Consider the following 24,641-nt stretch of genomic DNA (forward strand, 5'->3'; position numbering starts at 1 on the left):
TTATTCTTTATAAATACACGGTTAGCGCTTCGGGCCGGCAGCGACCAGCGCGGCGCCCGCTGGCGTATCGGTGTACTTCTCGAAGTTCTCTACGAACAGCTTCGCCAGCTGCTCGGCTTTCTCCTGCCACTGCTCTGGCGAACCGTAGGTGTTACGCGGGTCGAGGATGTGCGTATCGACACCTGGCAGCGAGGTTGGGATCTGCAAATCGAACATCGGCAGCGTGAAGGTTTCCGCATTGTCCAGCGACCCGTCGAGAATGGCATCGATAATGGCGCGGGTATCTTTAATCGAGATACGTTTGCCGGTGCCGTTCCAGCCGGTGTTGACCAGATAAGCCTGCGCACCGGATGCCTGCATGCGCTTCACCAGAACCTCAGCATACTGCGTCGGGTGCAGCGACAGGAACGCGGCACCGAAGCAGGCGGAGAAGGTTGGCGTCGGTTCAGTGACGCCACGTTCGGTACCGGCCAGCTTAGCGGTAAAGCCAGAGAGGAAGTGATACTGGGTCTGGTCTGCCGTCAGGCGCGATACCGGTGGCAGTACGCCGAATGCATCCGCCGTCAGGAAGATAACTTTGGTGGCATGGCCCGCTTTCGAGATCGGCTTAACGATGTTCTCGATATGATCGATCGGGTAGGAGACACGGGTGTTCTCGGTTTTCGACCCATCGTCGAAATCAATCGTGCCGTCCGCGCGAACCACCACGTTTTCCAGCAGCGCATCACGACGAATCGCGTGATAGATATCTGGCTCTGCGGCTTCGGAGAGTTTGATGGTCTTGGCATAGCAGCCGCCTTCGAAGTTGAAGACGCCATCGTCATCCCAGCCGTGCTCGTCATCGCCGATCAGACGGCGTTTCGGATCGGTGGAAAGGGTGGTTTTGCCGGTGCCGGAGAGGCCAAAGAAGACCGCCACGTCGCCTTTCTCGCCCACGTTAGCGGAACAGTGCATTGATGCGATCCCCTGCAGCGGCAGCAGGTAGTTCATGATAGAGAACATCCCTTTCTTCATTTCGCCGCCGTACCAGGTACCACCAATCAGCTGGATCCGCTCGGTCAGGTTGAAGGCAACGAAGTTTTCAGAGTTGAGTCCCTGCTCCTTCCACTGCGGGTTGGTGCATTTGGCGCCGTTCATCACGATGAAATCCGGCTTAAAGTTGGCCAGTTCTTCATCGGATGGGCGAATAAACATGTTCTTGACGAAGTGTGCCTGCCAGGCCACTTCGGTAATGAAGCGTACGCTCAGACGCGTGTCGGCATTGGCGCCGCAGAACGCATCAACGATGAACAGACGCTTGCCGGAAAGCTGATGAGTGACCAGATCTTTCAGGTGCTGCCAGGTTTCCTGCGAGAGCGGTTTGTTGTCGTTTTTACCGTTGCCTTTATCAGACCACCACACGGTATCGCGGGTTGTATCGTCACGAACGATATATTTATCTTTCGGCGAACGACCGGTAAAGATACCGGTATCGACGGCGATCGCGCCCAGATTGGTGAGTACGCCGCGCTCATACCCTTCCAGAGTGGGATCGAGTTCTTCTTGATACAACGTATCGTAACTAGGGTTGTGGACGATATCCTGGACGTCATTGATACCATAAGCCTTGAGATCCTGCGGGGTTAAACCATTATTAACGCGCATGTCACTGCTCCTTAGCCAATAATATATACTGCTTTAAATTGTAGGGGTTCTTTCGGGGTATAGACCGCGACCAGGCTCATAGATTTACGTATCTCGACAAACGCCTTACTTACGAAAAACACGGTGACTCCTGTCACGAAACATGCGTGATTATCTCAGGAAATTGGCCGTTGGTGGGGATAGATGTTTCTTATTGGTTAAAAAGTAATTAAAAAAACTGCTGAATTGTGAATGTAATCGCTTTCTTGAAAGAAAATTACGTAACTCTTTCAGTGAAAATCGATTCATCACGCGAGGAAATAGTTGACGGCAGGCGCGGCGAAGGCAGAAAACCTCCGCCGCGAGCTCTGGTGGGCAGGATTATCAGTGAACCTGCGGGTCGGCCGGAGAGGCATTATTGCGAATCTCGGCGATATCCATGGCGTTGAACAGGTAATGATTGCCGCAGTAATCGCAGTGCATATCAATTTCACCTTCGTCAGCGAGAATGCTGTCGATCTCTTCATCCGGCAGCGTTTTCAGCGCCCCGGCGCAGCGTTCGCGGGAACAGGTACACTTAAATTCCACATTCTGCGGATCGTACACGGTCACTTCTTCTTCGTGATACAGACGCCACAGGACGTCAGTCGCTGAGAGGGTGAACAGTTCCTCGGCTTTGATGGTCTCAGTGAGCGTAGCCAGATGGTCGAAATCATTGGCCTGGGTCTCTTGTGCCGGCATCACCTGAAGCAGCATGCCGCCCGCCATCGGTTTCCCTTCATGTTCGCCGGTGCGAATGATAAGGCGCGTCGGCAACTGTTCTGAGCGCTGGAAATAATCTTCCAGGCAAGCCGCCAGGGTGTCGCCTTCCAGACCGACCACGCCCTGATAGCGCTCGCCTTCATCCGGAGAGATGGTGATGACCAGATACCCGTTACCGACCAGCGTTTTCAGGTCCGCATCTTCCGGAATGTCGCCCTGAGTCCGCGCGACGCCGCGCAGCTGCTGCTGATTCGTCCCGTTGATTACCGCCAGAGACAGAGGACCATCGCCCTGCAGCTGCACGGTGATATCGCCGGCAAACTTCAGCGTCGCGGTCAGCAGGCTGGTGGCAACGAGCAGCTCTGCCAGCACGGTTTTGACCGGCTGCGGGTAGCTGTGGTTCGCCAGAATCTGTTCCAGGGTTTCCGAAACGGTAACCAGTTCACCGCGTACGGCATAGTTTTCAAACAGATAACGATGTAATTGATCGTGTTGAGTCATAATGGTCTCTCTTGCTGGCAACAGCGGTGCCTACAGGTATAGGCGGTTACTCACTGTCGCCGTGTTTAAATCTCATCAGGTCGCGGCGTTCTTTCTTGTCCGGACGTCTGTCGGGATGCGGCATGGTCAGCGCGTTCATTTTGCGCGCCAGCGCCATTTTCTCGCGTTTTTCGATGCTCTCTGCCGTCTCTTCATACAAGGCGACGGCTTCACTGGCAGGTCGGCGCTGTTCGGTTATCCCTTTGACCAGCAGAATACGTTCGTCGTTGCCCTGGCGTAGCGTCAGAGTGGCGCCCGGCTCAACGATTTTACCCGGCTTGCTGCGCTGTCCGTTGTAATGCACCTTGCCGCCTTCAATCATCTCGCGCGCCAGCGCACGGGTTTTATAAATGCGGGCTGCCCAAAGCCATTTGTCCAGCCTGACGGCTTCGACGGGCTTCTCTTTCATGGCCTCTCCTTTGGGGTCAGCGAAGGGATCAGGCGCCGGTAGTCGTTCAATCCCGGATGTCGGGCATAGCTTTTTTCCGCCAGCCCGGAATCCGGATTCGTGACGCCCAGGCAGTAGCGAACACCAAACTGAGCCGCGGCATCGAGAATCGCCTCGCTATCGTCAACAAAGAGCGTTTTGCGCGCATCGAAGCCGGTTTCTTCCGCCACCGCACGCCACAGACGCTGATCTTCTTTCGGATAACCAAATGTGTGGGTAGAAAGCAATAAATCAAGGTGTGCGTCGAGACCGGTATGTTCAAGCTTTACCGCCAGATTGTGCGGATGGGCGTTGGTCAGCAGGATGCGCCGCTTGCCGCTGGCCTTGAGCGCATCAAGGAACGGGACGGTATCTTCACGCAGGGCTGCTCTTGGCCCCTGCTCGCTGGTCATCGCACGAATATCCAAATTCAGGCGCTCGCTCCAGTAGTCCAGACAGTACCAGTTTAGCGTATGCTGCACCGCGTGATACTCCTGGTGCATCGCCTCTTTGGCCTCCTGCAGGTTGAGCCCGCGTGCCGCTCCCCAGGTTTCCGGCACCAGCTTTTGCCAAAAATAGTTGTCGAAGGCGAGGTCGAGCAGCGTGCCATCCATATCCAGCAGAACGGTATCAACCTCCTGCCAGGCGATATCAAAATGCATGGTGAGTCTCCAGCGAGGGGAAATGCGCGACAGGGTATCACACCCCGCCGCGCAGGGAATTACTCTTGATGTTCCGGCGAGGGGATGAGTACCGGATTCAGGCAGCTTTCGTAGTATTTCTGAATATCTTCCATTCGCTGGCGATGACGCTGGTAGCGACGAATCGTCAGGATCCCGTGCCACGACATGCAGCCCAGCATGGTCAGCAGAAGCAGCGTCGTCCCCAGATAGCGCCACAGACCTGAACGGTCTGGAATACGATGCAGGTTGATGTGCTGAGTGCCATTGGCATCGGTATAGAGATTGGTCACAATCCCCTCGGCGTGGAACGGCGTATGCATCAGCATTCTGGCCAGACGCTGCAGTTCGCCCCACTGTTCATGCGCCGGATAGTCATACAAGCTGGTGGTCGGCCACGGCTGATTGACCAGATCGCTGCCTTCATCACTGACAATCAGGAAACCGCCGGGAGCCGGACTGTTAAGGGCCTGCGCTGCGCGTGAGGTTTCACGAATGACAAACGGTGCCGTTGAGGTGGTGACCAGATTTTCCAGCGACTCAGCGCTAACCGGGCGCAGCAGAACGTTGACGCCATCCAGCTTGCCCGAGTTGGCGCGTTTGGTCAGCGCTTCCCAGTTACGCGTATTGCCCAGGTTAACCAGCGCGTTTTTCAAACGGGTACAGTCATCTTTTGCCGCACACAGGTTGTTGGTTTTTATGACGATATCGCCAAAATCATCCAGCAGCACCATGCCTGATTTCTGAATCGCCGAGCGCAGCGCGGGGCTGACGTGCGAGTCATCGTCCGGATCGGGATGTAGCTGGCGCTGCACGGATTGCATCAGCGCCGTGGCTTTGCCGACGACGTCGGACTCCGGAAGCGGTAGGGGAGGCGCGTCATTCCAGATGATCTGCGAGCAATCAAACGGCATAAACGGCGAGTTCTCTTTCGCCGTCCAGCTATCCGGCGAGTGGATATTGCAGGTTCCGGTACCTTTCAATCGCAGCGTATCGCCGAGGCGAACCTGCGACTTCTCCAGCTGGGCAACGGTAGTCGCTTCAATGGTTTGCGCCCCTTTCAGCCATGAAAGCGTAAACTTAAACGGCATATTCAGCGGGACGCTGGCCCACAGCATCACCACCACCAGCAGTGCGCCGATAGCGATAATGGCGCTACGCAGCCAGTACTGAAGCGGGAAGTTTTTCACTTCATCGTGCAACGACAGGAAGCGCCCCTGACGCACGACGTGACGGCTGAGATAGATATCGATATCCGTCTGCTGGCCGAGATCCTGGGCAATCCAGGGTTGCCAGTGGCGCGGATAGATCAGATCGATAATACCCAGGGAGATATTATTGATATGCTCCTGGTCATTTTCGCCAAACAGACCCCAGCGTTTGGGCATCCCGCGCAGGCAGTGGATCTCCCGGAGCGCCGCTTTACGCGGCGGCGCGTAGATACCCCACAGGCCCGCAGCCAGGAACAGTAGTCCACCGAGCAGTAGCCACGGGGTAAAAACATAGGGGCTTATCAGGCTGAAGTAAAACAGCAGGAACGAGGTGACGATAAAGATCGCTTCACGCAGCCCATCCGGCCGACTCAGCGCGTATTCCTCTGCCGTTTCCTGGCGAATGCTCAACAGCTCGATCTGCTCGCTCTCTTCCCCGCGGATTGACGCCTGGGTTGACGACGTCCGTTCGAGGGCATAACTGCGGCTCTCCTGCGGGTAGTCGCTGAGCGCATGGCCATTGAGGGCAATGACCAGCGGCAGGCTGTCGGTGGGTATCAGCTCAACGCTATTTTCGTCATTGATATACTGCTCCCAGAAAGGCGGCAGATGCACCTCCACCGAGTCGAGGAAGTAGCGCCATTTGTTCGGGTCATCGGTGGTAATGCCATAGCGCGTAATGGCGCGGGTCACCGTGAAAACAGTATCGCTCTGTTGGGTGAGAGACAGTACGGCAGGGGCAACGCTTGCCCCCGATGCCGGCATTTGTCGGGCGTGGTTGAGACCTTCAAGGTACTTTTCCACCGCGCGGCGTTCTTGCTCAGAAAGCTTGCGGGTGACGGCATCGCTAAAGGCATGCAGGAGAGGGAGGCGGCGACGTCTGGCATGCGATCGATACCACCACCCGATAAGCAATGCGCAGATTAGCAGAGCTGTGAAAGAAATCAGAAAGGTGCCCATGCCCATCCCATCGTAGTTATTCTTTTCTTACAGGTGTCTTTAGTTGCTTAACACTTTGCGTGAACCTGCAGTGTGCTCTCGGCAGATATCGTATGTATACGGGAAAATTTATTGTGCGATACAGCAGCATACAAGCTTATCAAAATCGTTAAAATCCAGGAATCAGTAAATTCTCAAAAACATTTCAACCTATTGACTTTTTTATCTTTCTGATTCTCTCGTTTTGCGAGTGCAGGTTGCAACTATGTAAATAAGTGGCGAATTGAATTGCCGAAACCGTGCTGCGTATCGCACAATGACTTCTGGAATCACAGCATAGATCGATAACAATGAGCAAATCATTACAAAAACCCACCATTCTCAATGTTGAAACAGTAGCGCGCTCGCGTCTTTTTAACGTTGAAAGCGTGGACCTGGAATTCAGCAACGGCGTGCGTCGCGTTTATGAACGCATGCGCCCTTCGACGCGTGAAGCCGTGATGATTGTACCGATTGTCGATGACCATCTCATTCTGATTCGTGAATATGCCGTTGGCACCGAATCTTATGAGCTTGGTTTTTCTAAAGGGCTGATTGATCCAGGTGAAACCGTCATGGAAGCCGCTAACCGTGAACTGAAAGAAGAGGTCGGTTTCGGCGCCAATAAGCTGACGTTCCTGAAAAAACTGAGCATGGCACCCTCCTATTTCTCCAGCAAGATGAATATCCTGGTGGCTGAAGATCTGTACCCGGAATCGCTGCCTGGCGATGAGCCGGAACCTTTACCGCAGGTGCGCTGGCCGCTGTCGCAGCTAATGGCGCTGTTGGATGATGAAGATTTTAACGAAGCGCGCAACGTCAGCGCCCTGTTTTTGGTCCGCGAGTGGCTGAAGGCTCAGGGACGCCTGTAGACCGCCCGGCGCTTTGCCAAACATCCGGCCTGTCACCATGGCCTGCAGAGAGAAGCAGAAAAAAAGCGCCCGCAGGCGCTTTTTTTGTCAGAACAGTTCGTGGGTTTCACCGCCACCATCGGTGATCGTGGTCCCCACTTCATGCACCGCCTGATGGGTCGGCTGTGTGCCATCAATGAAGTATTCGGCGCGGCTGTTACCGCCGCTCGCCAACTGACCGGTGCTGCGGTCGATATTGACCGTTACCACGCCAGGCGGCGGGGTTAATGGCTCTTCAGGTACGCCTTCCAGCACGCGTTTCATAAAGTTATCCCAGGCTGGCTGGGCGCTTTTGGCTCCCCCCTCATAGCCGGAAATCTGATCTTTAATCGCGCCGGATGCGGTAGTCCGCCCCAGATCGCGGCGGTGATCGTCAAAACCAATCCATACCGACGTCACGACACCCGGGCCGTAGCCGGAGAACCACGCATCTTTTGAGCTGTTGGTGGTCCCCGTTTTACCGCCGATATCGTGGCGCTGCAGATCGCGCCCGGCGCGCCAGCCGGTACCCATCCAGCCCGGTTCGCCGAAGATGTTACTGTTCAGGGCGCTTTTAATCAGGAATGACAATGGCGTGCTGATCACATGCGGCGCGTATTCCTGGGCGCCGGATTGGGCAACCAGCGCCTGGTTGACCTGTTCAAGCTCTGGCTGCGGCGGCACCGCGGAGTTCTGCGGTGTTGTCGAGGTCGCGACATCTTCGACATCCTTATTTTCCAGCACGTCGGATTTCGGCGTATCGCCGTAAATGACCGGCAGGTTGCACTGCGGACAGGCAACTTTAGGCCGCTCCTCAAAGATCACGCCGCCCTGATCGGTCTCGATTTTGCTGATAAAGAATGGCGTGACCAGGAAGCCGCCGTTGGCCATCACCGAATAACCGCGCGCAACCTGCAGCGGCGTAAAGGATGCGGACCCCAGCGCCAGCGACTCGGTATGCACGATATTCCCCGCCGGGAAACCGAAACGCTGTAGATACTCCGCCGCGTAATCCACGCCCATGGCACGCATGGCGCGAACCATCACGACGTTCTTCGACTGCCCCAGTCCCTGACGCAAGCGAATCGGGCCGGCGTACTGCGGCGGGGAGTTTTTCGGCTGCCAGTCGGAACCGGCACCGGCGTCCCAACGGGAAATCGGCACATCGTTAAGCATACTGGCCAGCGTCAGGCCTTTATCCATCGCCGCGGTGTAGAGGAACGGCTTAATGTTCGAGCCTACCTGGCGCAGGGCCTGGGTCGCGCGGTTGAATTTACTTTGATTGAAGTCGAACCCGCCGACCAGGGCGATAATGGCGCCGTTCTGCGGGTTAATGGAAACCAGCGCCGAGTTCACATCCGGTACCTGCGACAACCACCAGCGGTCGCCGACCTGACGGACCCAAATTTGCTGCCCGGACTGCAGGACATCGGTGACCTTGCGCGGAGTCGCTCCTTGCTGGGTATCGGAGATAAAGCGACGCGCCCAGCGGACGCCCTCCATGTTCAGCGTGACCGACGTTCCATTACTTAATAACGCGACCGCTTCCTGGGGATTTGCCGAGGTAATCACCGCCGGAGCAAGCGGCCCGTAGCCGGGCAGGCTTTTCAGCGATGCGATAATTTTCGCCTGATCCCAGGGCGTTTCGCCCACTTTCCACAGCACGTTAGCCGGGCCGCGGTAGCCATGGCGCATATCGTAATCGAGCACGTTATTGCGGACGGCCTGCTGAGCGGACTGCTGGTTTTTACGCGTGATAGTGGTGTAAACGCGGTAGCCATCTTCATACGCCTGCTCGCCATAGCGGTTGACCATCTCCTGGCGGACCATTTCACTGAGATAAGGCGCCGAGAAAGCGATTTCCGGTGCGTGGTAGCGGGCGTCAATGGCTTCGTTGCGCGCCTGATCGTATTGCGTCTGCGTGATATAGCCTTCGCTCAGCATACGTGCCAGAACAACGTTACGACGCGCGGTCGCGCGGTCCATGGAATAGAGCGGGTTAAATGTCGATGGTGCTTTAGGCAGGCCGGCGATAACGGCCATTTCGCTCAGGCTAAGCTGGTCGACAGATTTACCAAAGTAAACCTGCGCCGCCGCGCCGACGCCATAGGCGCGGTAGCCGAGATAGATTTTATTCAGGTACAGCTCAAGGATTTCGTCTTTATTCAGCAACTGCTCGATGCGAATCGCCAGAAAGGCCTCTTTGATCTTACGCATCAGCGTCTTCTCCGGGCTCAGGAAGAAGTTACGCGCTAACTGCTGGGTGATGGTACTGGCGCCCTGTGAGGCATGGCCTGAGAACATGGCGACGCTGGCTGCACGGAAAATACCGACCGGATCGACGCCGTGATGTTCATAGAAACGACTATCTTCGGTGGCAATAAACGCTTTGATCAGCTCGGGCGGCATTTGCTGCAGCGTGACGGGAATACGGCGTTTCTCGCCATACTGCGCAATAAGCTCGCCATCCGCGCTATAGACCTGCATCGGGATCTGCAAACGCACATCCTTCAGGGTCGCGACGTCAGGGAGTTGCGGCTCAATATATTTATAGAGGCCAAAAACCGAGCCTGCTCCCAGCAGTACGCAACAGACTGCAAGGATCAATAGATACTTTACGAACTTCACCGGAGATTTCCCATTAAGTTTAATTTGGGCAGTTTATAAACAAACGCGCGGTAGTATAAAGGCAAGCCTGGTGCATTGATAGAGTCGAGCCGTAATGGTGGACAAGGAGATCGTAAGCATGGCTTTCAGCAACTGGCGAATCGGGATGCATATTCAACAGGACGCAATAGTGCTGGTCGCACTGCGCTACGCGCGTTCCCGCTGGGCGTTATGCCGCTGGTGGGATATCGAACTGGCGCCCGGCATCGTGCGCCATGGCATGGTGGTTGACGTGGCTGCGCTGGCTGAACGGTTGCAGAACTGGCGGCGGGAACTGCCTTTGCAACATCAGGTCAGCATTGCGTTTCCGGCCAGCCGAACGTTACAAAAGCAGCTGCCGCATCCGCAGCTGTCTCTGCGCGATAAGGAGCGGGCAACCTGGATAGCCAGCGTGATGGCGCAACAGCTGGAGATGCCGGCCGCCTCGCTATGTGTCGATTATTCCGCCGCGCCGGCAAAGAACGAATGGCGGGTGACGGCAGCACAACGCCTGGATATCGACGCTCTGCGTCAGCTCGCCGCCCGCCTGAAGCTGAGCATCGCAGGCATTGTACCGGATGCCTGCGCGCTGGCAGCATTCCTCCCCTGGCTGCCGTCTGGCTCGCAAGGCCTCGCGTGGCGCAACGATCCTCATTGGCTGTGGGCAACGCGGGAAGGCTGGGGCAGTTTGCCGTGCGCTGAAGCCTCTTCGTTTTCACAGCTCTCCCGGTTGATCGATGCCAAATCACTCCAGCGCTGCGCCACGCGTTCTGGCGATGAGACCTCTTTTGACCCCTGGCGCGTCATTCATCGCCTGCAGCCACCGCTGCCGGACTGTGGAGAGCGCTATGCCGTGGCGATTGGGCTGGCGTTAGGAGGGCGGCAACGATGACGACGGCGGTGAATTTTTTGCCCTGGCGTGAAGCGCGTCGCCGCCAGCGGCTGCGTATCGTGCTGCTGTACGCGGTGGGGTTTCTACTGATCTTGCTGACGATTGCTCAGGTTAAGCGGGCTGAGCGTCACGCGGTTGAGGCGCTGACTGCGGTGAGAGCCGCGGCTGAAAACCAGCTCTGGTCCGCACTCCGGCAGCGCGAAAGCATGATGCTGGAGCGACAGCAGCAAGGACAGCGGCTGCGCCTGAGACAGCAAAAAAGGGCATTAACCGAGGCCTGGCAGTCCCGGTTATGGGCAATCGCCGCGCAGCTACCGGAGCAGGCCTGGTTAACCCGGCTGGAGTATCAGCGCGATACCTTGATGTTGAGCGGTCTGGCGCTGAATCTTAAGGCCGTGGCGGGACTGGAAAAAGCGCTGAGCGCGGTTGCCGGGTTCAAACCGGCCAGAGCCGATGAAACGCGCCGCGGTGAGCAGGGGCGCTGGCAGTTTCGCTTTTCCCTGAGCGGAGAGCACGCTGATGCAGGCACTCATTGAACGTGGAATGACGGCATTTTTTTCTCTGCGCGGCGGGCGGCTCGCGCTGCCGATTGTTCTGGGGCTGATCGCGGTGATTTTTTCCCGACTCTCAGCTTCGCCTCCACCGGCAGAAACCGACGGACATCTCCGTCTGCGCCAGCAGTGGCTTCGGTTAATACCGCTGCAGACTACCTTGCAAAATGCCTTCCTGGATGAACAAAAGCGTGCGCTGTTCTCCCCGATTACGCTGCCGGTATCAGGCGCCATGCTGGTGAGCTGGCGCCCGTCGGGGCGCGGCGGCGAGCTGCTGCTGGAGGTCCGCTGGCAGGCGGTCCCGCCGCTGTTTTCCTGGCTGGCGGAGTGCGGAATGCGTGTAACGGGCTTTTCACTGCGTCCGGAAAAAAAGACGCTCCTGATGACGCTACAGCTGGAGGCCGAAGATGTGGGGTAAGGGTTGGCGTTTTCTGTGGCTGCTTCCGCTGCCGCTATCCTTGCTGGCCGGCGATCGCGATCCGTTTCGGCCTCCGGAGGATCGCTGCCAGACGGCACAGCTGGCGCAATGGCGCTATGGCGGCGCGGTCGGTCATCGGCACTATTGGGTGGGTTATTTACTGGATCATCGTAACCAATGGCGCCGGGTGCGAAAAGAGGACGCTTTGCCGGGAGGCTGGCGAATCCATTTGCTGACGGCGGAGCGAGTTGCAATAACAACAGGGCCTGGATGCGAACCTGCGCATTGGGAATGGCTGCGGGAAAAAGGAACAAAATATGATGCGATGGATAAGCCTGCTGTTTCTGCTGTTGCCAGCAATAGCGACGGCAAAAAATGAGAAACTCGTGTCGCTGGTGGTGGACGATGTGCCGGTTGCCCAGGTACTGCAAACGCTGGCCGAGATGCAGCAAAAAAATCTGGTTGTGGCGCCTGACGTCAGCGGTACGGTGTCGCTTCATCTGAAGAACGTTCCCTGGCAGCAGGCATTGCGCGCGGTGATTGATAGCGCCGGGCTGATGTATAACCAACAGGGCACGGTACTGCATGTGCATACGCTGGTCTGGCAAAATGCGCGGCAGGCGCAACAAGAGGCGGCGCGCGCGAAGCAATTGCAGAACCTGCCTTTGCAAAGGCATAGCGTGATGCTGCAGCATGCTGATGCGAGCGAGCTGGCGAAGTCCGGGGATAAATTGCTCAGCGCCCGGGGTAGCCTGACGGTGGATAAACGCACCAATCGACTGTTCATTCACGACGATGCCGCGCATCTGTCGGCATTGACCGCGTGGGCCCAGGAGATGGATCTGCCGGTCGGTCAGGTCGAGCTGGCGGCACATATTGTCTCGATGAGCGAAACCAGCCTGCGTGAACTGGGGGTGAAATGGAGCATGGCCGAAGCCAGCAGCATGCCGGGTTCCGGTAAGCTGACGACCTTAAGCAGCCATCAGGCGCTGAACAATGCCAGCAATCGCGTGGGGTTTAATATCGGCCGCCTGAGCGGGCGCTTGCTGGAGCTGGAGCTTTCGGCGCTGGAGCAAAAACAGCAGGTGGAAATCATCGCCAGCCCGCGCTTGCTGGCTTCTCATATGCAGTCTGCCAGCATTAAGCAGGGGAGTGAAATTCCCTATCAGGTCTCGCGCGGGGAAAGCGGTGCAACATCGATTGAGTTCAAAGAGGCGGTACTGGGAATGGAGGTCACGCCAACGGTTCTGCAACAGAATCGTGTGCGCCTGAAACTACGCATTACGGAGAATACGCCAGGTCAGGTTCTGAAGCAGGAAAATGGCGAAGCGTTGGCTATCGATAAACAGGAAATTGAGACCCAGGTTGAAGTGAGAAGCGGCGAAACGCTGGCTCTGGGCGGAATCTTTTCGCAAAAAAAGAAATCTGCCCGCGACAGTATTCCGCTACTGGGCGACATTCCGCTGCTCGGCCAGCTGTTTCGTCGCGACGGCAAAGATAACGAACGGCGTGAACTGGTTGTCTTCATTACCCCACGAATTCTGGCAGTGCATTAAGCGGTTTTTCTTGCTAAACACGTTTCAGGTGTTTGACGTGAGGACGGATTTAGCATACAAGGGGTACCGATTTGAGAGTCGGGTTCGGCATCAATCCTCCCTTTTTGTCCGGTGATTTATCCACAAGATCATTCAGGATGCGTCGAGGCGGTAAGCTGGTTTACCCCCAGAAACATAGATAACTATGCACCTGGAGGCGTATGAGTGCAGCCGACGGCGAGGTAGTTTGAATAATGACGAGTATATTCAGTTGCCAAACCTGCCTGAGTATTGAGATAATTTTTAGTCTGACTCTCGCTCTATTGCATATGAGGTTTCAGTTCATGTCCTGCTGCGCTGGGTATTCGCGAAGCGGGTTTACCATTAACGAATAGTCTTAGTAGTACCGAAAAAATGGCAGAGAAACGCAATATCTTTCTGGTTGGGCCTATGGGTGCCGGCAAAAGCACTATTGGGCGCCAGTTAGCCCAACAGCTCAATATGGAATTTTACGATTCTGATCAAGAGATTGAGAAACGCACTGGCGCAGATGTGGGCTGGGTTTTCGATGTCGAAGGTGAAGACGGCTTCCGCGACCGTGAAGAAAAGATCATCAATGAGTTGACGGAAAAACAGGGAATTGTGCTGGCGACTGGCGGCGGCTCTGTGAAATCCCGTGAAACGCGTAACCGTCTCTCCGCCCGCGGCGTGGTGGTGTACCTGGAAACAACGATCGAAAAGCAGCTTGCCCGTACGCAGCGCGATAAAAAGCGTCCTCTCTTACAAGTTGAAGCGCCGCCTCGCGAAGTTCTTGAAGCGTTGGCCGACGAACGCAACCCGCTGTATGAAGAGATTGCTGACGTCACTATCCGTACCGACGATCAGAGCGCAAAAGTAGTGGCAAACCAGATTATTCATATGCTGGAAAGCAATTGATTCTGGCTTAATAAAGAGCGTCAGAGTAAAAAGCAACTGAGGTGGACGTCGCGTTATGGAGAGGCTTACTGTAACCCTCGGGGAACGTAGTTACCCGATTACCATCGCGGCTGGTTTGTTTAACGATCCAGCTTCCTTCCAGCCACTGAAATCAGGCGACCAGGTTATGCTGGTCACCAATGAAACGCTGGCGCCGCTTTATCTGGATAACGTTCGCTCTGTACTGGAGCAGGCGGGGGTTAACGTAGATAGCGTCATTCTACCCGACGGCGAGCAGTACAAAAGCCTGACGGTGATGGACTCGGTCTTTACCGCTTTACTGCAAAAACCGCACGGCCGTGACACCACTCTGGTGGCGCTCGGCGGCGGCGTGGTCGGTGATTTAACCGGCTTTGCCGCGGCTAGCTATCAGCGCGGCGTGCGTTTTATCCAGGTTCCAACCACCCTGCTGTCGCAGGTGGACTCTTCGGTCGGCGGCAAGACGGCCGTCAATCACCCTCTTGGTAAAAACATGATTGGTGCCTTCTGGCAGCCGGTTTCCGTGGTCGTCGATCTCAACTGTCTTAAGACGTTGCCGGCCCGTGAACTCTCTTCCGGACTGGCCGAAGTGATCAAATACGGCATTATCCTCGACGGTGAATTCTTCAGCTGGCTGGAAAGCAATATCGATGCGCTGATGGCGCTTGATGAGAAGGCGATGGCGTACTGTATTCGTCGTTGCTGTGAGCTGAAAGCCGAAGTTGTTGCGGCCGACGAGCGCGAAACCGGGTTACGTGCTTTACTCAATCTTGGACATACTTTTGGTCATGCTATCGAAGCTGAAATGGGCTACGGTAACTGGCTACACGGTGAAGCCGTTGCTGCCGGTATGGTGATGGCCGCGCATACGTCCGAGCGATTAGGGCAGTTCAGCGCACAGGATACACAGCGTATCGTGACGCTGCTGCAGCGTGCGGGCTTGCCGGTACGTGGGCCGCAGGAGATGACTGCGCAGGCGTATCTGCCCCACATGATGCGTGATAAAAAGGTGCTGGCAGGCGAAATGCGGCTGGTGCTACCGCTGGCAATAGGGAAAAGCGAAGTTCGCGGCGGAGTGTCGCATGATGTTGTTCTTGGCGCGATTGCTGATACTCAGCTAGCGCAACAATAAGAAGGTCTAGCCGCGTCCGCGCGGCGTTATCATTTCAGGTGACATGCAATAGTCGTGAGCATAAGCCTTTTAGTGGGGTGTTAAATGGATGAATTAAAACCAGAAGATGATCTGAAAGCCGATCGCAGCGATCGTCGTACTGGTCGTTCCCGTCAATCTTCCGAGCGCGATAGCGATCCGCAGATCAATTTTGATGATGTCGATCTTGATGCGGACGACAGCCGTCCGACGCGCGCCAGCAAAGCACGCCGTGAGCGCGATGAAGAAGAGTATGAAGCGGACGTAGAGTCTGAAGAAGACGAAGAGTCGGAAGAGCAGCAGGTTGAGCGTCGTCCGCGCAAGCGTAAGAAAGCGCCCGCGAAGCCAGCCTCCCGCCAGTATATTATGATGGGGGTGGGGATTCTCGTGCTGCTGCTGCTGATCGTTGGCATTGGCTCTGCACTGAAATCGCCATCCTCTTCCAGTGAACAAACCGCGTCAGGCGAAAAGAGCATTAACCTGTCAGGCGATCAGTCTGGCAATGGCCAGCCTGTCGCTCAGGACCAGACCACGGCAAACAACCCGCAGCAGGATGTTTCTCTGCCGCCGATCGCCTCTAATCCGACTCAGGGTCAGACTAGCGCTGAGCCGCAGGGACAGCAGCGTGTTGAGGTGCAGGGCGACCTGAATAATGCCTTGACTCAGCAGCAGGGCCAGATTGACAGCGCCGTAGCGAACTCTACGCTGCCGACTGAACCGGCGACCGTTGCTCCTGTCCGTAATGGCGCCGCCCCGCGTCAGGCAACAACTGAACGTCAGACTGCCGCCGCTCCGCGTCCGGTAGAGCGTAAGCATACGGTGATTGAGCCGAAACCAGTGGCGAAAGCGCCGGTTGAAGCGAAACCTGTTCAGCCGAAGCGTGTTGAAAGCACCGCTGCGGCTGCGCCGGTGAAAGCGCCTGTCGCTCAGCCGAGCAAACCTGTTGCCACCGCACAGACGACGAAGCCGGCTCCGACGACAACGACAACCGCGACCGCACCAGCGGCTACCGCTGCGGCGACGGCGGCTCCGGCTGCAACTGCCGGGGGTAAAACAGCGGGTGATGTCAGCTCGATGAAAGCGGCGCCGTCGGGTAACTACACTCTGCAACTCAGCAGCTCCTCCAACTACAACAACCTGAATAGCTGGGCGAAGAAAGAGAAGCTGGATAAATATGTCGTCTACGAGACCACGCGTAACGGTCAGCCATGGTATGTACTGGTCAGCGGTATCTACGCTTCGAAAGATGAAGCGAAGCGTGCTGTAGCCACTCTGCCAGCGGATGTGCAGGCGAAAAACCCGTGGGCGAAACCGCTGCATCAGGTTCAGGCCGATCTGAAGTAAGTGCGGTGTAGTCTTAAGCGCAGGGTGCTGTCGGAGCTTTCTCCACAGCCGGAGAATGTGGTAATTAGTTAGGCAGCATGAAAAAGAATCGCGCTTTTCTGAAATGGGCAGGGGGTAAATACCCCCTGCTTGACGATATAAAGAAACACTTGCCGCAAGGCGATTGTCTGATTGAGCCCTTTGTTGGCGCAGGGTCGGTATTTCTTAATACCGACTTTTCTCGTTATATTCTGGCGGACATCAACAGCGACCTGATCGGTCTTTACAACATCGTTAAATTGCGGACGGATGAGTACGTTGCGGCGGCGCGTGAAATGTTTACGCCCGAGAATAACGCGGCAGAGCAGTACTATCAGTTCCGTACTGAATTCAACCAAAGTCAGGATCCGCTGCGTCGCGCGGTGCTGTTCCTGTATCTGAATCGCCATGGCTACAATGGCCTGTGTCGCTATAATCTGCGCGGCGAATTTAACGTACCGTTCGGCCGTTATAAGAAGCCCTACTTCCCGGAAGCTGAGCTGTATCATTTTGCCCAGAAGGCGCAGAATGCGTACTTCTACTGTGAGTCGTATGCCGACAGTATGGCGCGCGCGGACGGTTCTTCGGTGGTCTATTGCGATCCGCCGTATGCGCCATTATCGTCTACCGCCAATTTTACGGCCTATCATACGAACAGCTTTAACGCCGAGCAGCAGGCCCATCTGGCGCAGCTGGCGGAGAACCTGCTGGAGCAGCGGGTTCCGGTTCTGATTTCCAACCACGATACGGCGCTCACGCGCGAATGGTATCGTCAGGCTAAACTGCATGTCGTCAAAGTTCGACGCAGTATCAGCAGCAACGGTGGTACACGAAAGAAGGTGGACGAGCTTCTGGCTCTTTACCGTCCGCCCAAGACTAAATAATTTCAAGGAGATGCGGATGAAGCAGTATTTGATTGCCCCTTCGATTCTGTCGGCTGATTTTGCCCGCCTGGGCGAGGATACCGCCAAAGCGCTGGCTGCAGGTGCGGACGTTGTGCACTTTGACGTGATGGACAACCACTACGTGCCGAATCTGACCATCGGCCCTATGGTGTTGAAAGCGCTACGCAACTATGGCATCACCGCCCCGATCGACGTGCACCTGATGGTGAAACCGGTCGACCGCATCATTCCTGATTTCGCCGCGGCGGGCGCCAGCATCATCACCTTCCACCCGGAAGCCTCTGAGCACGTCGATCGCAGCCTGCAGCTGATCAAAGAACATGGCTGTAAAGCCGGTCTGGTGTTTAACCCGGCCACGCCGCTGAGCTACCTTGATTATGTGATGGATAAGCTGGACGTTATCCTGCTGATGTCCGTTAACCCGGGGTTCGGCGGTCAGTCCTTCATCCCCCAGACTCTGGATAAACTGCGCGAAGTGCGTCAGCGCATCGATGCGTCGGGTTATGATATTCGTCTGGAAGTCGACGGCGGCGTGAAGGTCAGTAATATTGCGGATATTGCGGCGGCAGGCGCGGATATGTTTGTTGCCGGTTCGGCGATTTTCGATCGTCCGGACTACAAGGAGGTTATCGATCAAATGCGTAGTGAATTAGCAAAGGTTAGTCATGGATAAATTACACTCTGTTCGCGGTGTCGCCTTTGACCTTGACGGCACGCTGGTCGATAGCGCGCCGGGTTTGACGGCGGCGGTTGATAGCGCGCTCTATGCGCTGGAGCTACCGATGGCCGGCGAGGCGCGCGTCGTAACCTGGATCGGCAACGGTGCGGATGTTCTGATGGAGCGGGCCCTGAGCTGGGCGCGTCATGAACGCGCAACCCAGCGTGCTGCGATGGGGAAACCCTCCGTCGACCATGACGATATTCCACAGGCAGAGCAGCTGATGGTGCTGCGTAAGCTGTTCGATCGCTACTATGCTGAAGCGGCGGAAGAAGGCAGTTTTCTGTTCCCGGCGGTGGCTGATACGCTTGGCGCACTGCATGCGAAAGGCCTGCCGCTGGCGCTGGTAACCAACAAGCCGACGCCGTTCGTTGCGCCAATTCTGGACGCGTTGGATATCGCGAAGTATTTTACGGTCGTCATCGGCGGCGATGATGTGAAGAATAAAAAACCCCATCCGGATCCCCTGCTGCTTGTGGCGCAGAAGCTGGGCCTGGCGCCTGCTGAGCTGCTGTTCGTTGGTGATTCGCGTAATGATATCCAGGCGGCTAAAGCCGCGGGCTGCCGCTCCATCGGGCTGACCTACGGGTATAACTACGGCGAGTCGATCGCGCTCAGCGAACCGGACTACATCTTTGACCAGTTTAATGAACTCTTGCCCGCTCTTGGGCTACCGTATAGTGAAACTCAGGAATTGAAAAATGACTAAGCCCATCGTTTTTAGTGGCGCACAGCCCTCAGGTGAATTGACCATTGGCAACTATATGGGTGCGCTGCGTCAATGGGTGAGCATGCAGGATGATTATCACTGCATCTACTGCATCGTAGATTTGCATGCCATCACCGCGCGTCAGGATCCTGAGAAACTGCGTAAAGCGACGCTGGATACTCTGGCGCTTTACCTGGCATGCGGTATCGACCCGGAGAAAAGCACCATCTTCGTTCAGTCGCACGTGCCGGAGCACGCGCAGCTGGGCTGGGCGCTGAACTGCTACACCTATTTCGGTGAACTGAGCCGTATGACCCAGTTCAAAGACAAATCCGCGCGCTATTCGGAAAACATTAACGCCGGTCTGTTTGACTATCCGGTGCTGATGGCGGCGGACATTCTGCTGTATCAGACCAACCAGGTTCCGGTTGGCGAAGATCAGAAACAGCACCTGGAGCTGAGCCGCGATATCGCGCAGCGCTTCAACGCCCTTTACGGCGAGGTGTTTAAAGTGCCTGAGCCGTTTATTCCTGCCTCCGGCGCTCGCGTGATGTCCCTGCTTGAACCGACAAAGAAAATGTCCAAGTCAGACGACAACCGCAATAACGTGATCGGCCTGCTGGAAGACCCGAAATCGGTGGTGAAGAAGATTAAGCGTGCAATGACCGACGGTGACGAGCCGCCTGTTGTTCGCTATGACCAGCAGAATAAAGCCGGTGTTTCCAACCTGCTGGATATCCTCTCGGGCGTCACCGGGCAGAGTATTCCGCAGCTGGAGCAACATTTCGAAGGCAAAATGTATGGTCACCTGAAAGGCGAAGTGGCTGATGCGGTGTCCGGTATGCTGCTGGAACTGCAGGAGCGCTATAACCGCTTCCGTAACGACGAAGCGTTCCTCAATCAGGTGATGAGAGACGGGGCGGAAAAAGCCAGCGCGCGCGCGTCGCAAACGCTGAAAGCGGTCTATGAAGCCATTGGTTTTGTGGCTAAGCCGTAAGCGATAGCCGGGCGAGAAGCAGAAAAGGGCGGGTCAATCCCGCCCTTTTGTATTTTCAGCATATGCGACGTTTGCCGGTCAGTTTCTCGGGGTCCGCGAGCCGAACCCGAAACGTCAGTATCAGTGATGGGAGAACCAGTTCAGCTTGTCGCGCAGGCTGACCACGCGGCCAACGATAATCAGCGCCGGGCTGGCCATCTGCTGCGCCAGAACATCCAGCCGATCTAAGGTGCCGGCGACGACTCTTTGGCTGACCGCCGTGCCGTTCTCAACGATAGCCGCGGGCATATCCGCCGCCATGCCGTGAGCAATCAGGTTCTCCCGGATAGCAGAGGCCTGGTTCAGCCCCATATAAAACACCAGCGTCTGCTTCTCTACCGCCAGGTTTTCCCAATCCAGCTCGCCGCCTGTCTTCAGATGGCCGGTGATCAGGCGGACGCCCTGGGCGAAATCGCGATGGGTTAACGGGATACCTGAATAGGCGGAACAGCCTGAAGCCGCGGTAATTCCTGGTACCACCGAGAAGGGGATCCCGGCGTTGCACAGGGTTTCCAGCTCTTCGCCGCCGCGGCCAAAAATAAAGGGATCGCCACCTTTCAGGCGCACGACGCGACGTCCATTCTGCGCCTCGCGCAGCAGGATCTGGTTAATCTCTTCCTGCGGCACGCAGTGATAGCCCGCGCGTTTACCGACGAAAATCCGATCGGCGTCGCGACGTACCAGATTCATAATGTCGTCAGAGACCAGGCGGTCATACACCACGACGTCCGCCTGCTGGATCTGCTGGAGCCCTTTGAGAGTCAGCAGTCCGGCATCGCCGGGACCGGCGCCGACCAACACCACTTCGCCACGGTGATCCAGCGGCTCTGTTAACAGTTGCTCGGTAGTATCGGCAACGGCCTGGCGGTCTTCATTGGCCAGCGATTGCGCCAGACGGTCGTTGATGAACAGCTTTTCCCAGAAACGTCGACGTTCGCCGACCGTCGCAAACTGTTTTTTCACCCGCGACCGCAGCTGGCCGGCATAGTGGGCCAGCTGGCCTAAGTGGAGCGGCAGAATCGACTCCAGCTTTTCCCGCAGCAGCCGCGCCAGCACCGGTGAGGTACCGCCAGAGGAGACCGCGACCATCAGCGGCGAGCGGTCAATGATCGACGGCATAATAAAGCTGGCCTGCTGCGGCGCATCGACCACGTTACAGAATATCCGCCGTGCCTCTGCCGCGTCGCTGACCTGCTGATTGACATCCTCATCGTCGGTGGCGGCGATGGCCAGCCAGCAGGTGTCGAGAAGCGTCGGGGTGAACGGCGCTTGCACCAGGGTCAGCATCTGTGAATCGGCCCACACATGGAACTGCGGCGAGAACCCCAGCGCGTTGACCGTGACTCTGGCGCCGGCATCGAGCAGCAGGCGCGCCTTGCGTTCGGCAACATCACCGCCGCCGACCAGTAAGCAGTCGCGGCCGCGCAGCTGACAAAAAATAGGTAAGTGATCCACGGAACATCCTCGCAGCAAGCAGTGGGAGAGGGATAAGCGGTCGTAGCATAGCAGCAGAGGGTTGGCACAATATACGATTTTTCGGGCGCCTACCGCTTAGTTGGCATAAGAAGAAAATATGGTTCCCGCCGGAGCGCGGCGGGAACCTCAGGGCATCATGCCTTCAGCTGAACGTTGCCGTCTTTCACGCGCGCATCGAAATGCGCAATGGAGTGGCTTGCATCTTCCATGCACAGGCCGTCGCGCAGACGGAAGCGCTGTTTCTTCAATGGGCTGGCGACCCACAGCTCACCCTCATGCTCGGCAATGATGCCTCGCGACAGCACGCTGGCATTGAAGAACGGGTCGATATTGCTGATCGCATAGACCCGATCGTCATGGTAAGGCCGGAACAGGGCGACCTGCTGCTGACCCAGCAGCGCACAGACGCCGGTTGCAGGCAGAATATCGTCAATCTTGCAGATGTTTACCCACTGGCTCATGCGTTCTCCTCCACCAGAGTGACCGGGATACGCTCATACGGCGTCGCCGGACGGTGCTGCTCGCGTTCCGGTACGACCTGGACATTCGGGTCGCGCTGGTTGCTGTTGATAAAGTGTTTGAAGCGGGTTTGTGCCGCCGGATTGTTGACCGTCTCGGTCCACTCACAGGCGACAGCGGCACGCAGACGCGCCAGCTCTTCTTCCAGGTGGGCGTTCAGGCCCAGCTTGTCGTCGATAATGACGCTACGCAGGTAGTCGATGCCGCCTTCCATGTTGTCTAACCACGGCGCGGTACGCGTCAGCTTATCGGCGGTACGGATATAGAACATCATAAAGCGATCGAGATAGCTGAGCAGCGTTTCGCGGTCGAGATCGGCAGCCAGCAGGTCGGCGTGACGCGGCTTCATCCCGCCGTTGCCGCAGACATATAAATTCCAGCCCTTCTCGGTGGCGATAATCCCCACATCCTTACCCTGCGCCTCCGCACATTCACGGGTACAGCCGGAGACGCCAAACTTCATTTTATGCGGCGTACGGATGCCTTTGTAGCGATTTTCCAGCTCGACGCCGAAGCCCACGCTGTCGCCGACGCCGTAGCGGCACCAGGTGCTGCCGACGCAGGTTTTCGCCATACGCAGCGCTTTGGCATACGCGTGGCCGGTTTCGAAGCCCGCTTCAATCAGCTGACGCCAGATTTCAGGCAGGTCGTCTTTTTGCGCGCCGAACAGGCCGATACGCTGGGAACCGGTGATTTTGGTGTAGAGATTATATTCGCGCGCGATGCGCCCTACGGCCACCAGACCTTCCGGCGTAATTTCGCCGCCGGCGGAGCGCGGGATAACCGAATAGGTCCCGTCTTTCTGGATATTGGCGAGGAAGTTATCGTTCGTATCCTGCAGCGGCGTATGCTGAGGCTTGAGAATGTACTCATTCCAGCAGGAGGCCAACAGAGAGCCAACGGTCGGCTTACACACTTCGCAGCCGTAGCCTTTTCCGTGTTTCGCCAGCAGCTCTTCGAAGGTTTTAATCCCTTCTACGCGAATCAGGTGGAACAGCTCCTGGCGGGAGTAGGCAAAGTGTTCGCACAGATTGTGGTTCACTTCGATCCCCTGTTTCGCCAGCTCCGCGTTCAGCACCTGGGTCACCAGCGGAATACAGCCGCCGCAGCCGGTACCGGCTTTGGTTTCTGCTTTCAGCGCGGCGACGGTATGGCAGCCTTTGTTGATGGCGGAAATCAGCATCCCTTTAGTCACGTCGAAGCAGGAGCAGATTTGCGCGCTGTCCGGCAGTTTATCGACGCCGATTGACGGCTTACCGCTGCCGGCGTGTGCCGGCAGAATCAGCGAGTCCGGGTTTTCCGGCAGTTCAATACCGTTGAGCACCAGCTGCAGCAGATTGCCGTAATCGCTGGTGTCTCCGACCAGCACCGCGCCAAGCAGGGTTTTATTGTCTTCGCTGACGATCAGTCGTTTATAGACTTCTTTGCTTTCATCAAGATAGACGTAGCTGCGGGCGCCAGGCGTGCGGCCATGCGCATCGCCGATGCCGCCCACGTCAACGCCAAGCAGCTTCAGTTTGGCGCTGAGATCGGCCCCGATAAAGCGGTTGTCGTTGCCGAGGAGATGGTCGACGGTCACCTGGGCCATTTTATAACCCGGCGCCACCAGACCGTAGACGCGGTTGTTCCAGCTGGCGCATTCGCCGATAGCATAGATATCCGGATCGGAGGTCTGGCAGGTGTCATTGACCACGATACCGCCACGCTGCGCCACGGCCAGACCGCATTGGGTCGCCAGCTTATCGCGTGGACGAATACCGGTTGAGAAGACGATAAAATCAACCTGCAGCTCGCTGCCATCGGCGAACTGCATGGTTTTTCTGGCCTCGCTGCCCTGCTGGACAATCTCTTTGGTGTTTTTGCTGGTATGGACCTTCACGCCCATACTTTCGATTTTACGCTTCAGCTGCTCGCCGCCCATATTATCCAGCTGTTCGGCCATCAGCATGGGGGCAAATTCGATGACGTGGGTTTCCACGCCGAGGTTTTTCAGCGCGCCGGCGGCTTCGAGGCCCAGCAGGCCGCCGCCGACGACGGCGCCGCGTTTGCTGCGACGTGCGCAGGATTCAATCGCGTTCAGATCTTCAATGGTGCGGTACACAAAGCAGTCCTGAGTGTCCGCGCCTTTGATTGGCGGGATCCACGGATAGGAACCCGTCGCCATCACCAGCTTGTCGTAAAATACGGTGCGTCCCGCGCTGGAGTGAATCACTTTCTCCTGGCGGTTAATGGTAATAGCGCGTTCACCGATCAGGACTTTAACGCCATGTTTCTCGTAAAAACCTTCACGGACCAGCGAGAGCTCTTCGGCGGTGTGATGGGAGAAGTAAGACGACAGGTGGACGCGGTCGTAAGCGATACGGGGTTCTTCACAGAACACGGTAATGTCGAACTGTCCGGCAGGCGCCTTATCAAGAAGCTCTTCGATAAAGCGATGGCCAACCATGCCGTTACCGATAATAGCGATTCTGACTTTGCTCATTTTTGCCTCGATTTCTTTTCTATTACCGCCTACCTTAACGATTCAGCCAGTACACTTATTGATACAAATCAAGATCGCCCGCGCCTACCACTTAATGGGTATGCTTATGATTTTCCTGGATTTTTATAAGTTATGGAAAACTCAGGCTTTTCCTTGTTGTTGCTTTTGTGTACAAAA

General features: G+C 56.5%; 22 protein-coding genes. 13 read left to right on the plus strand and 9 right to left on the minus strand.

What is annotated here, in order from left to right; genetic code table 11:
* Positions 1 to 21: 21 nt before the first annotated feature.
* The 5 genes from pckA to DSD31_RS01925 form a co-directional block, all read right to left on the minus strand.
* Entirely contained in the window at positions 22 to 1,644 is a 1,623-nt protein-coding gene (gene pckA, locus DSD31_RS01905; RefSeq protein ID WP_004868477.1) for a phosphoenolpyruvate carboxykinase (ATP), read from the minus strand.
* A 363-nt stretch (positions 1,645 to 2,007) separates the two neighbouring features.
* Positions 2,008 to 2,886 carry an Hsp33 family molecular chaperone HslO gene (gene hslO / locus DSD31_RS01910; RefSeq protein WP_004868474.1) on the minus strand — a complete coding sequence of 293 codons (879 nt, stop codon included), beginning with the start codon at positions 2,884 to 2,886 and terminating at the stop codon, positions 2,008 to 2,010.
* Between the two features lie 46 nt (positions 2,887 to 2,932).
* Positions 2,933 to 3,334 carry a ribosome-associated heat shock protein Hsp15 gene (gene hslR, locus DSD31_RS01915; RefSeq protein ID WP_004868472.1) on the minus strand — a complete coding sequence of 134 codons (402 nt, stop codon included), beginning with the start codon at positions 3,332 to 3,334 and terminating at the stop codon, positions 2,933 to 2,935.
* On the minus strand, positions 3,331 to 4,014 hold the full coding sequence (yrfG, locus tag DSD31_RS01920) for a GMP/IMP nucleotidase (protein WP_004868470.1): 684 nt from the start codon (positions 4,012 to 4,014) through the stop codon (positions 3,331 to 3,333). Before yrfG ends, hslR begins: the two co-directional genes overlap by 4 nt.
* 59 nt (positions 4,015 to 4,073) lie before the next feature.
* Positions 4,074 to 6,203, minus strand: coding sequence for an intracellular growth attenuator family protein (locus DSD31_RS01925; protein WP_064356617.1), 2,130 nt, complete (start codon positions 6,201 to 6,203; stop codon positions 4,074 to 4,076).
* A gap of 329 nt (positions 6,204 to 6,532) precedes the next feature.
* Here DSD31_RS01925 and nudE point away from each other — a divergent pair, with 329 nt between their 5' ends.
* Positions 6,533 to 7,093 (plus strand): ADP compounds hydrolase NudE, encoded by a 561-nt coding sequence (nudE, locus tag DSD31_RS01930; RefSeq protein WP_004868466.1) that lies wholly within the window; start codon positions 6,533 to 6,535, stop codon positions 7,091 to 7,093.
* Between the two features lie 87 nt (positions 7,094 to 7,180).
* Here the strand turns inward: nudE and mrcA are convergent, their stop codons facing one another.
* On the minus strand, positions 7,181 to 9,739 hold the full coding sequence (gene mrcA, locus DSD31_RS01935; RefSeq protein ID WP_162786310.1) for a peptidoglycan glycosyltransferase/peptidoglycan DD-transpeptidase MrcA: 2,559 nt from the start codon (positions 9,737 to 9,739) through the stop codon (positions 7,181 to 7,183).
* 118 nt (positions 9,740 to 9,857) lie between these two features.
* Between mrcA and DSD31_RS01940 the strand changes: the two genes are divergently transcribed.
* From DSD31_RS01940 to trpS, 12 genes are all read left to right on the plus strand, one after another.
* Positions 9,858 to 10,649 (plus strand): type IV pilus biogenesis protein PilM, encoded by a 792-nt coding sequence (locus DSD31_RS01940; protein ID WP_113990806.1) that lies wholly within the window; start codon positions 9,858 to 9,860, stop codon positions 10,647 to 10,649.
* Positions 10,646 to 11,185 carry a PilN domain-containing protein gene (locus tag DSD31_RS01945; protein WP_015585614.1) on the plus strand — a complete coding sequence of 180 codons (540 nt, stop codon included), beginning with the start codon at positions 10,646 to 10,648 and terminating at the stop codon, positions 11,183 to 11,185. The genes DSD31_RS01940 and DSD31_RS01945 overlap by 4 nt, the downstream gene beginning before the upstream one ends.
* Positions 11,169 to 11,618, plus strand: a complete 450-nt coding sequence (locus DSD31_RS01950) for a HofO family protein (protein WP_113990807.1) — start codon at positions 11,169 to 11,171, stop codon at positions 11,616 to 11,618. The genes DSD31_RS01945 and DSD31_RS01950 overlap by 17 nt, the downstream gene beginning before the upstream one ends.
* On the plus strand, positions 11,608 to 11,997 hold the full coding sequence (locus tag DSD31_RS01955) for a HofP DNA utilization family protein (RefSeq protein ID WP_015585616.1): 390 nt from the start codon (positions 11,608 to 11,610) through the stop codon (positions 11,995 to 11,997). The genes DSD31_RS01950 and DSD31_RS01955 overlap by 11 nt, the downstream gene beginning before the upstream one ends.
* Entirely contained in the window at positions 11,936 to 13,174 is a 1,239-nt protein-coding gene (gene hofQ, locus DSD31_RS01960; protein WP_113990808.1) for a DNA uptake porin HofQ, read from the plus strand. Before DSD31_RS01955 ends, hofQ begins: the two co-directional genes overlap by 62 nt.
* Before the next feature lie 393 nt (positions 13,175 to 13,567).
* Entirely contained in the window at positions 13,568 to 14,089 is a 522-nt protein-coding gene (aroK, locus tag DSD31_RS01975) for a shikimate kinase AroK (RefSeq protein ID WP_004868452.1), read from the plus strand.
* A gap of 55 nt (positions 14,090 to 14,144) precedes the next feature.
* Positions 14,145 to 15,239 carry a 3-dehydroquinate synthase gene (gene aroB / locus DSD31_RS01980; RefSeq protein ID WP_004868451.1) on the plus strand — a complete coding sequence of 365 codons (1,095 nt, stop codon included), beginning with the start codon at positions 14,145 to 14,147 and terminating at the stop codon, positions 15,237 to 15,239.
* Between the two features lie 84 nt (positions 15,240 to 15,323).
* Positions 15,324 to 16,601 carry a cell division protein DamX gene (gene damX / locus DSD31_RS01985; RefSeq protein WP_113990809.1) on the plus strand — a complete coding sequence of 426 codons (1,278 nt, stop codon included), beginning with the start codon at positions 15,324 to 15,326 and terminating at the stop codon, positions 16,599 to 16,601.
* A gap of 77 nt (positions 16,602 to 16,678) precedes the next feature.
* Positions 16,679 to 17,503 (plus strand): adenine-specific DNA-methyltransferase, encoded by an 825-nt coding sequence (gene dam, locus DSD31_RS01990; protein ID WP_004868446.1) that lies wholly within the window; start codon positions 16,679 to 16,681, stop codon positions 17,501 to 17,503.
* A gap of 16 nt (positions 17,504 to 17,519) precedes the next feature.
* The gene (rpe, locus tag DSD31_RS01995; RefSeq protein WP_004868444.1) at positions 17,520 to 18,197 is read left to right on the plus strand and encodes a ribulose-phosphate 3-epimerase; all 678 of its coding nucleotides are present in this window, start codon (positions 17,520 to 17,522) and stop codon (positions 18,195 to 18,197) included.
* Positions 18,190 to 18,951, plus strand: coding sequence for a phosphoglycolate phosphatase (gene gph / locus DSD31_RS02000; protein ID WP_113990810.1), 762 nt, complete (start codon positions 18,190 to 18,192; stop codon positions 18,949 to 18,951). The genes rpe and gph overlap by 8 nt, the downstream gene beginning before the upstream one ends.
* Positions 18,944 to 19,948 (plus strand): tryptophan--tRNA ligase, encoded by a 1,005-nt coding sequence (gene trpS, locus DSD31_RS02005; RefSeq protein ID WP_015585618.1) that lies wholly within the window; start codon positions 18,944 to 18,946, stop codon positions 19,946 to 19,948. The genes gph and trpS overlap by 8 nt, the downstream gene beginning before the upstream one ends.
* A gap of 120 nt (positions 19,949 to 20,068) precedes the next feature.
* On the opposite strand, the gene cysG is transcribed toward trpS, so the two are convergent.
* The 3 genes from cysG to nirB all read right to left on the minus strand — a co-directional run bounded on the left by cysG (position 20,069) and on the right by nirB (position 24,464).
* Positions 20,069 to 21,442 (minus strand): siroheme synthase CysG, encoded by a 1,374-nt coding sequence (gene cysG, locus DSD31_RS02010; RefSeq protein WP_004868439.1) that lies wholly within the window; start codon positions 21,440 to 21,442, stop codon positions 20,069 to 20,071.
* Between the two features lie 155 nt (positions 21,443 to 21,597).
* Positions 21,598 to 21,924 carry a nitrite reductase small subunit NirD gene (gene nirD / locus DSD31_RS02015; protein WP_004868437.1) on the minus strand — a complete coding sequence of 109 codons (327 nt, stop codon included), beginning with the start codon at positions 21,922 to 21,924 and terminating at the stop codon, positions 21,598 to 21,600.
* Positions 21,921 to 24,464, minus strand: a complete 2,544-nt coding sequence (nirB, locus tag DSD31_RS02020) for a nitrite reductase large subunit NirB (RefSeq protein ID WP_004868435.1) — start codon at positions 24,462 to 24,464, stop codon at positions 21,921 to 21,923. Before nirB ends, nirD begins: the two co-directional genes overlap by 4 nt.
* Positions 24,465 to 24,641 lie beyond the last annotated feature (177 nt).

Origin of the sequence: Klebsiella sp. X13 (assembly GCF_003323835.1) — a bacterium.
Taxonomy (GTDB): Bacteria; Pseudomonadota; Gammaproteobacteria; order Enterobacterales; family Enterobacteriaceae; genus Klebsiella; species Klebsiella ornithinolytica.

What these genes read in the sequence shown, in the direction of transcription:
- pckA (WP_004868477.1), bottom strand. Translation starts at nt 1,644, where the DNA reads ATGCGCGTTAATAATGGTTTAACCCCGCAGGATCTCAAGGCTTATGGT.
- hslO (WP_004868474.1), bottom strand. Translation starts at nt 2,886, where the DNA reads ATGACTCAACACGATCAATTACATCGTTATCTGTTTGAAAACTATGCC.
- hslR (WP_004868472.1), bottom strand. Translation starts at nt 3,334, where the DNA reads ATGAAAGAGAAGCCCGTCGAAGCCGTCAGGCTGGACAAATGGCTTTGG.
- yrfG (WP_004868470.1), bottom strand. Translation starts at nt 4,014, where the DNA reads ATGCATTTTGATATCGCCTGGCAGGAGGTTGATACCGTTCTGCTGGAT.
- DSD31_RS01925 (WP_064356617.1), bottom strand. Translation starts at nt 6,203, where the DNA reads ATGGGCACCTTTCTGATTTCTTTCACAGCTCTGCTAATCTGCGCATTG.
- nudE (WP_004868466.1), top strand. Translation starts at nt 6,533, where the DNA reads ATGAGCAAATCATTACAAAAACCCACCATTCTCAATGTTGAAACAGTA.
- DSD31_RS01940 (WP_113990806.1), top strand. Translation starts at nt 9,858, where the DNA reads ATGGCTTTCAGCAACTGGCGAATCGGGATGCATATTCAACAGGACGCA.
- DSD31_RS01945 (WP_015585614.1), top strand. Translation starts at nt 10,646, where the DNA reads ATGACGACGGCGGTGAATTTTTTGCCCTGGCGTGAAGCGCGTCGCCGC.
- DSD31_RS01950 (WP_113990807.1), top strand. Translation starts at nt 11,169, where the DNA reads ATGCAGGCACTCATTGAACGTGGAATGACGGCATTTTTTTCTCTGCGC.
- DSD31_RS01955 (WP_015585616.1), top strand. Translation starts at nt 11,608, where the DNA reads ATGTGGGGTAAGGGTTGGCGTTTTCTGTGGCTGCTTCCGCTGCCGCTA.
- hofQ (WP_113990808.1), top strand. Translation starts at nt 11,936, where the DNA reads ATGATGCGATGGATAAGCCTGCTGTTTCTGCTGTTGCCAGCAATAGCG.
- aroK (WP_004868452.1), top strand. Translation starts at nt 13,568, where the DNA reads ATGGCAGAGAAACGCAATATCTTTCTGGTTGGGCCTATGGGTGCCGGC.
- aroB (WP_004868451.1), top strand. Translation starts at nt 14,145, where the DNA reads ATGGAGAGGCTTACTGTAACCCTCGGGGAACGTAGTTACCCGATTACC.
- damX (WP_113990809.1), top strand. Translation starts at nt 15,324, where the DNA reads ATGGATGAATTAAAACCAGAAGATGATCTGAAAGCCGATCGCAGCGAT.
- dam (WP_004868446.1), top strand. Translation starts at nt 16,679, where the DNA reads ATGAAAAAGAATCGCGCTTTTCTGAAATGGGCAGGGGGTAAATACCCC.
- rpe (WP_004868444.1), top strand. Translation starts at nt 17,520, where the DNA reads ATGAAGCAGTATTTGATTGCCCCTTCGATTCTGTCGGCTGATTTTGCC.
- gph (WP_113990810.1), top strand. Translation starts at nt 18,190, where the DNA reads ATGGATAAATTACACTCTGTTCGCGGTGTCGCCTTTGACCTTGACGGC.
- trpS (WP_015585618.1), top strand. Translation starts at nt 18,944, where the DNA reads ATGACTAAGCCCATCGTTTTTAGTGGCGCACAGCCCTCAGGTGAATTG.
- nirD (WP_004868437.1), bottom strand. Translation starts at nt 21,924, where the DNA reads ATGAGCCAGTGGGTAAACATCTGCAAGATTGACGATATTCTGCCTGCA.
- nirB (WP_004868435.1), bottom strand. Translation starts at nt 24,464, where the DNA reads ATGAGCAAAGTCAGAATCGCTATTATCGGTAACGGCATGGTTGGCCAT.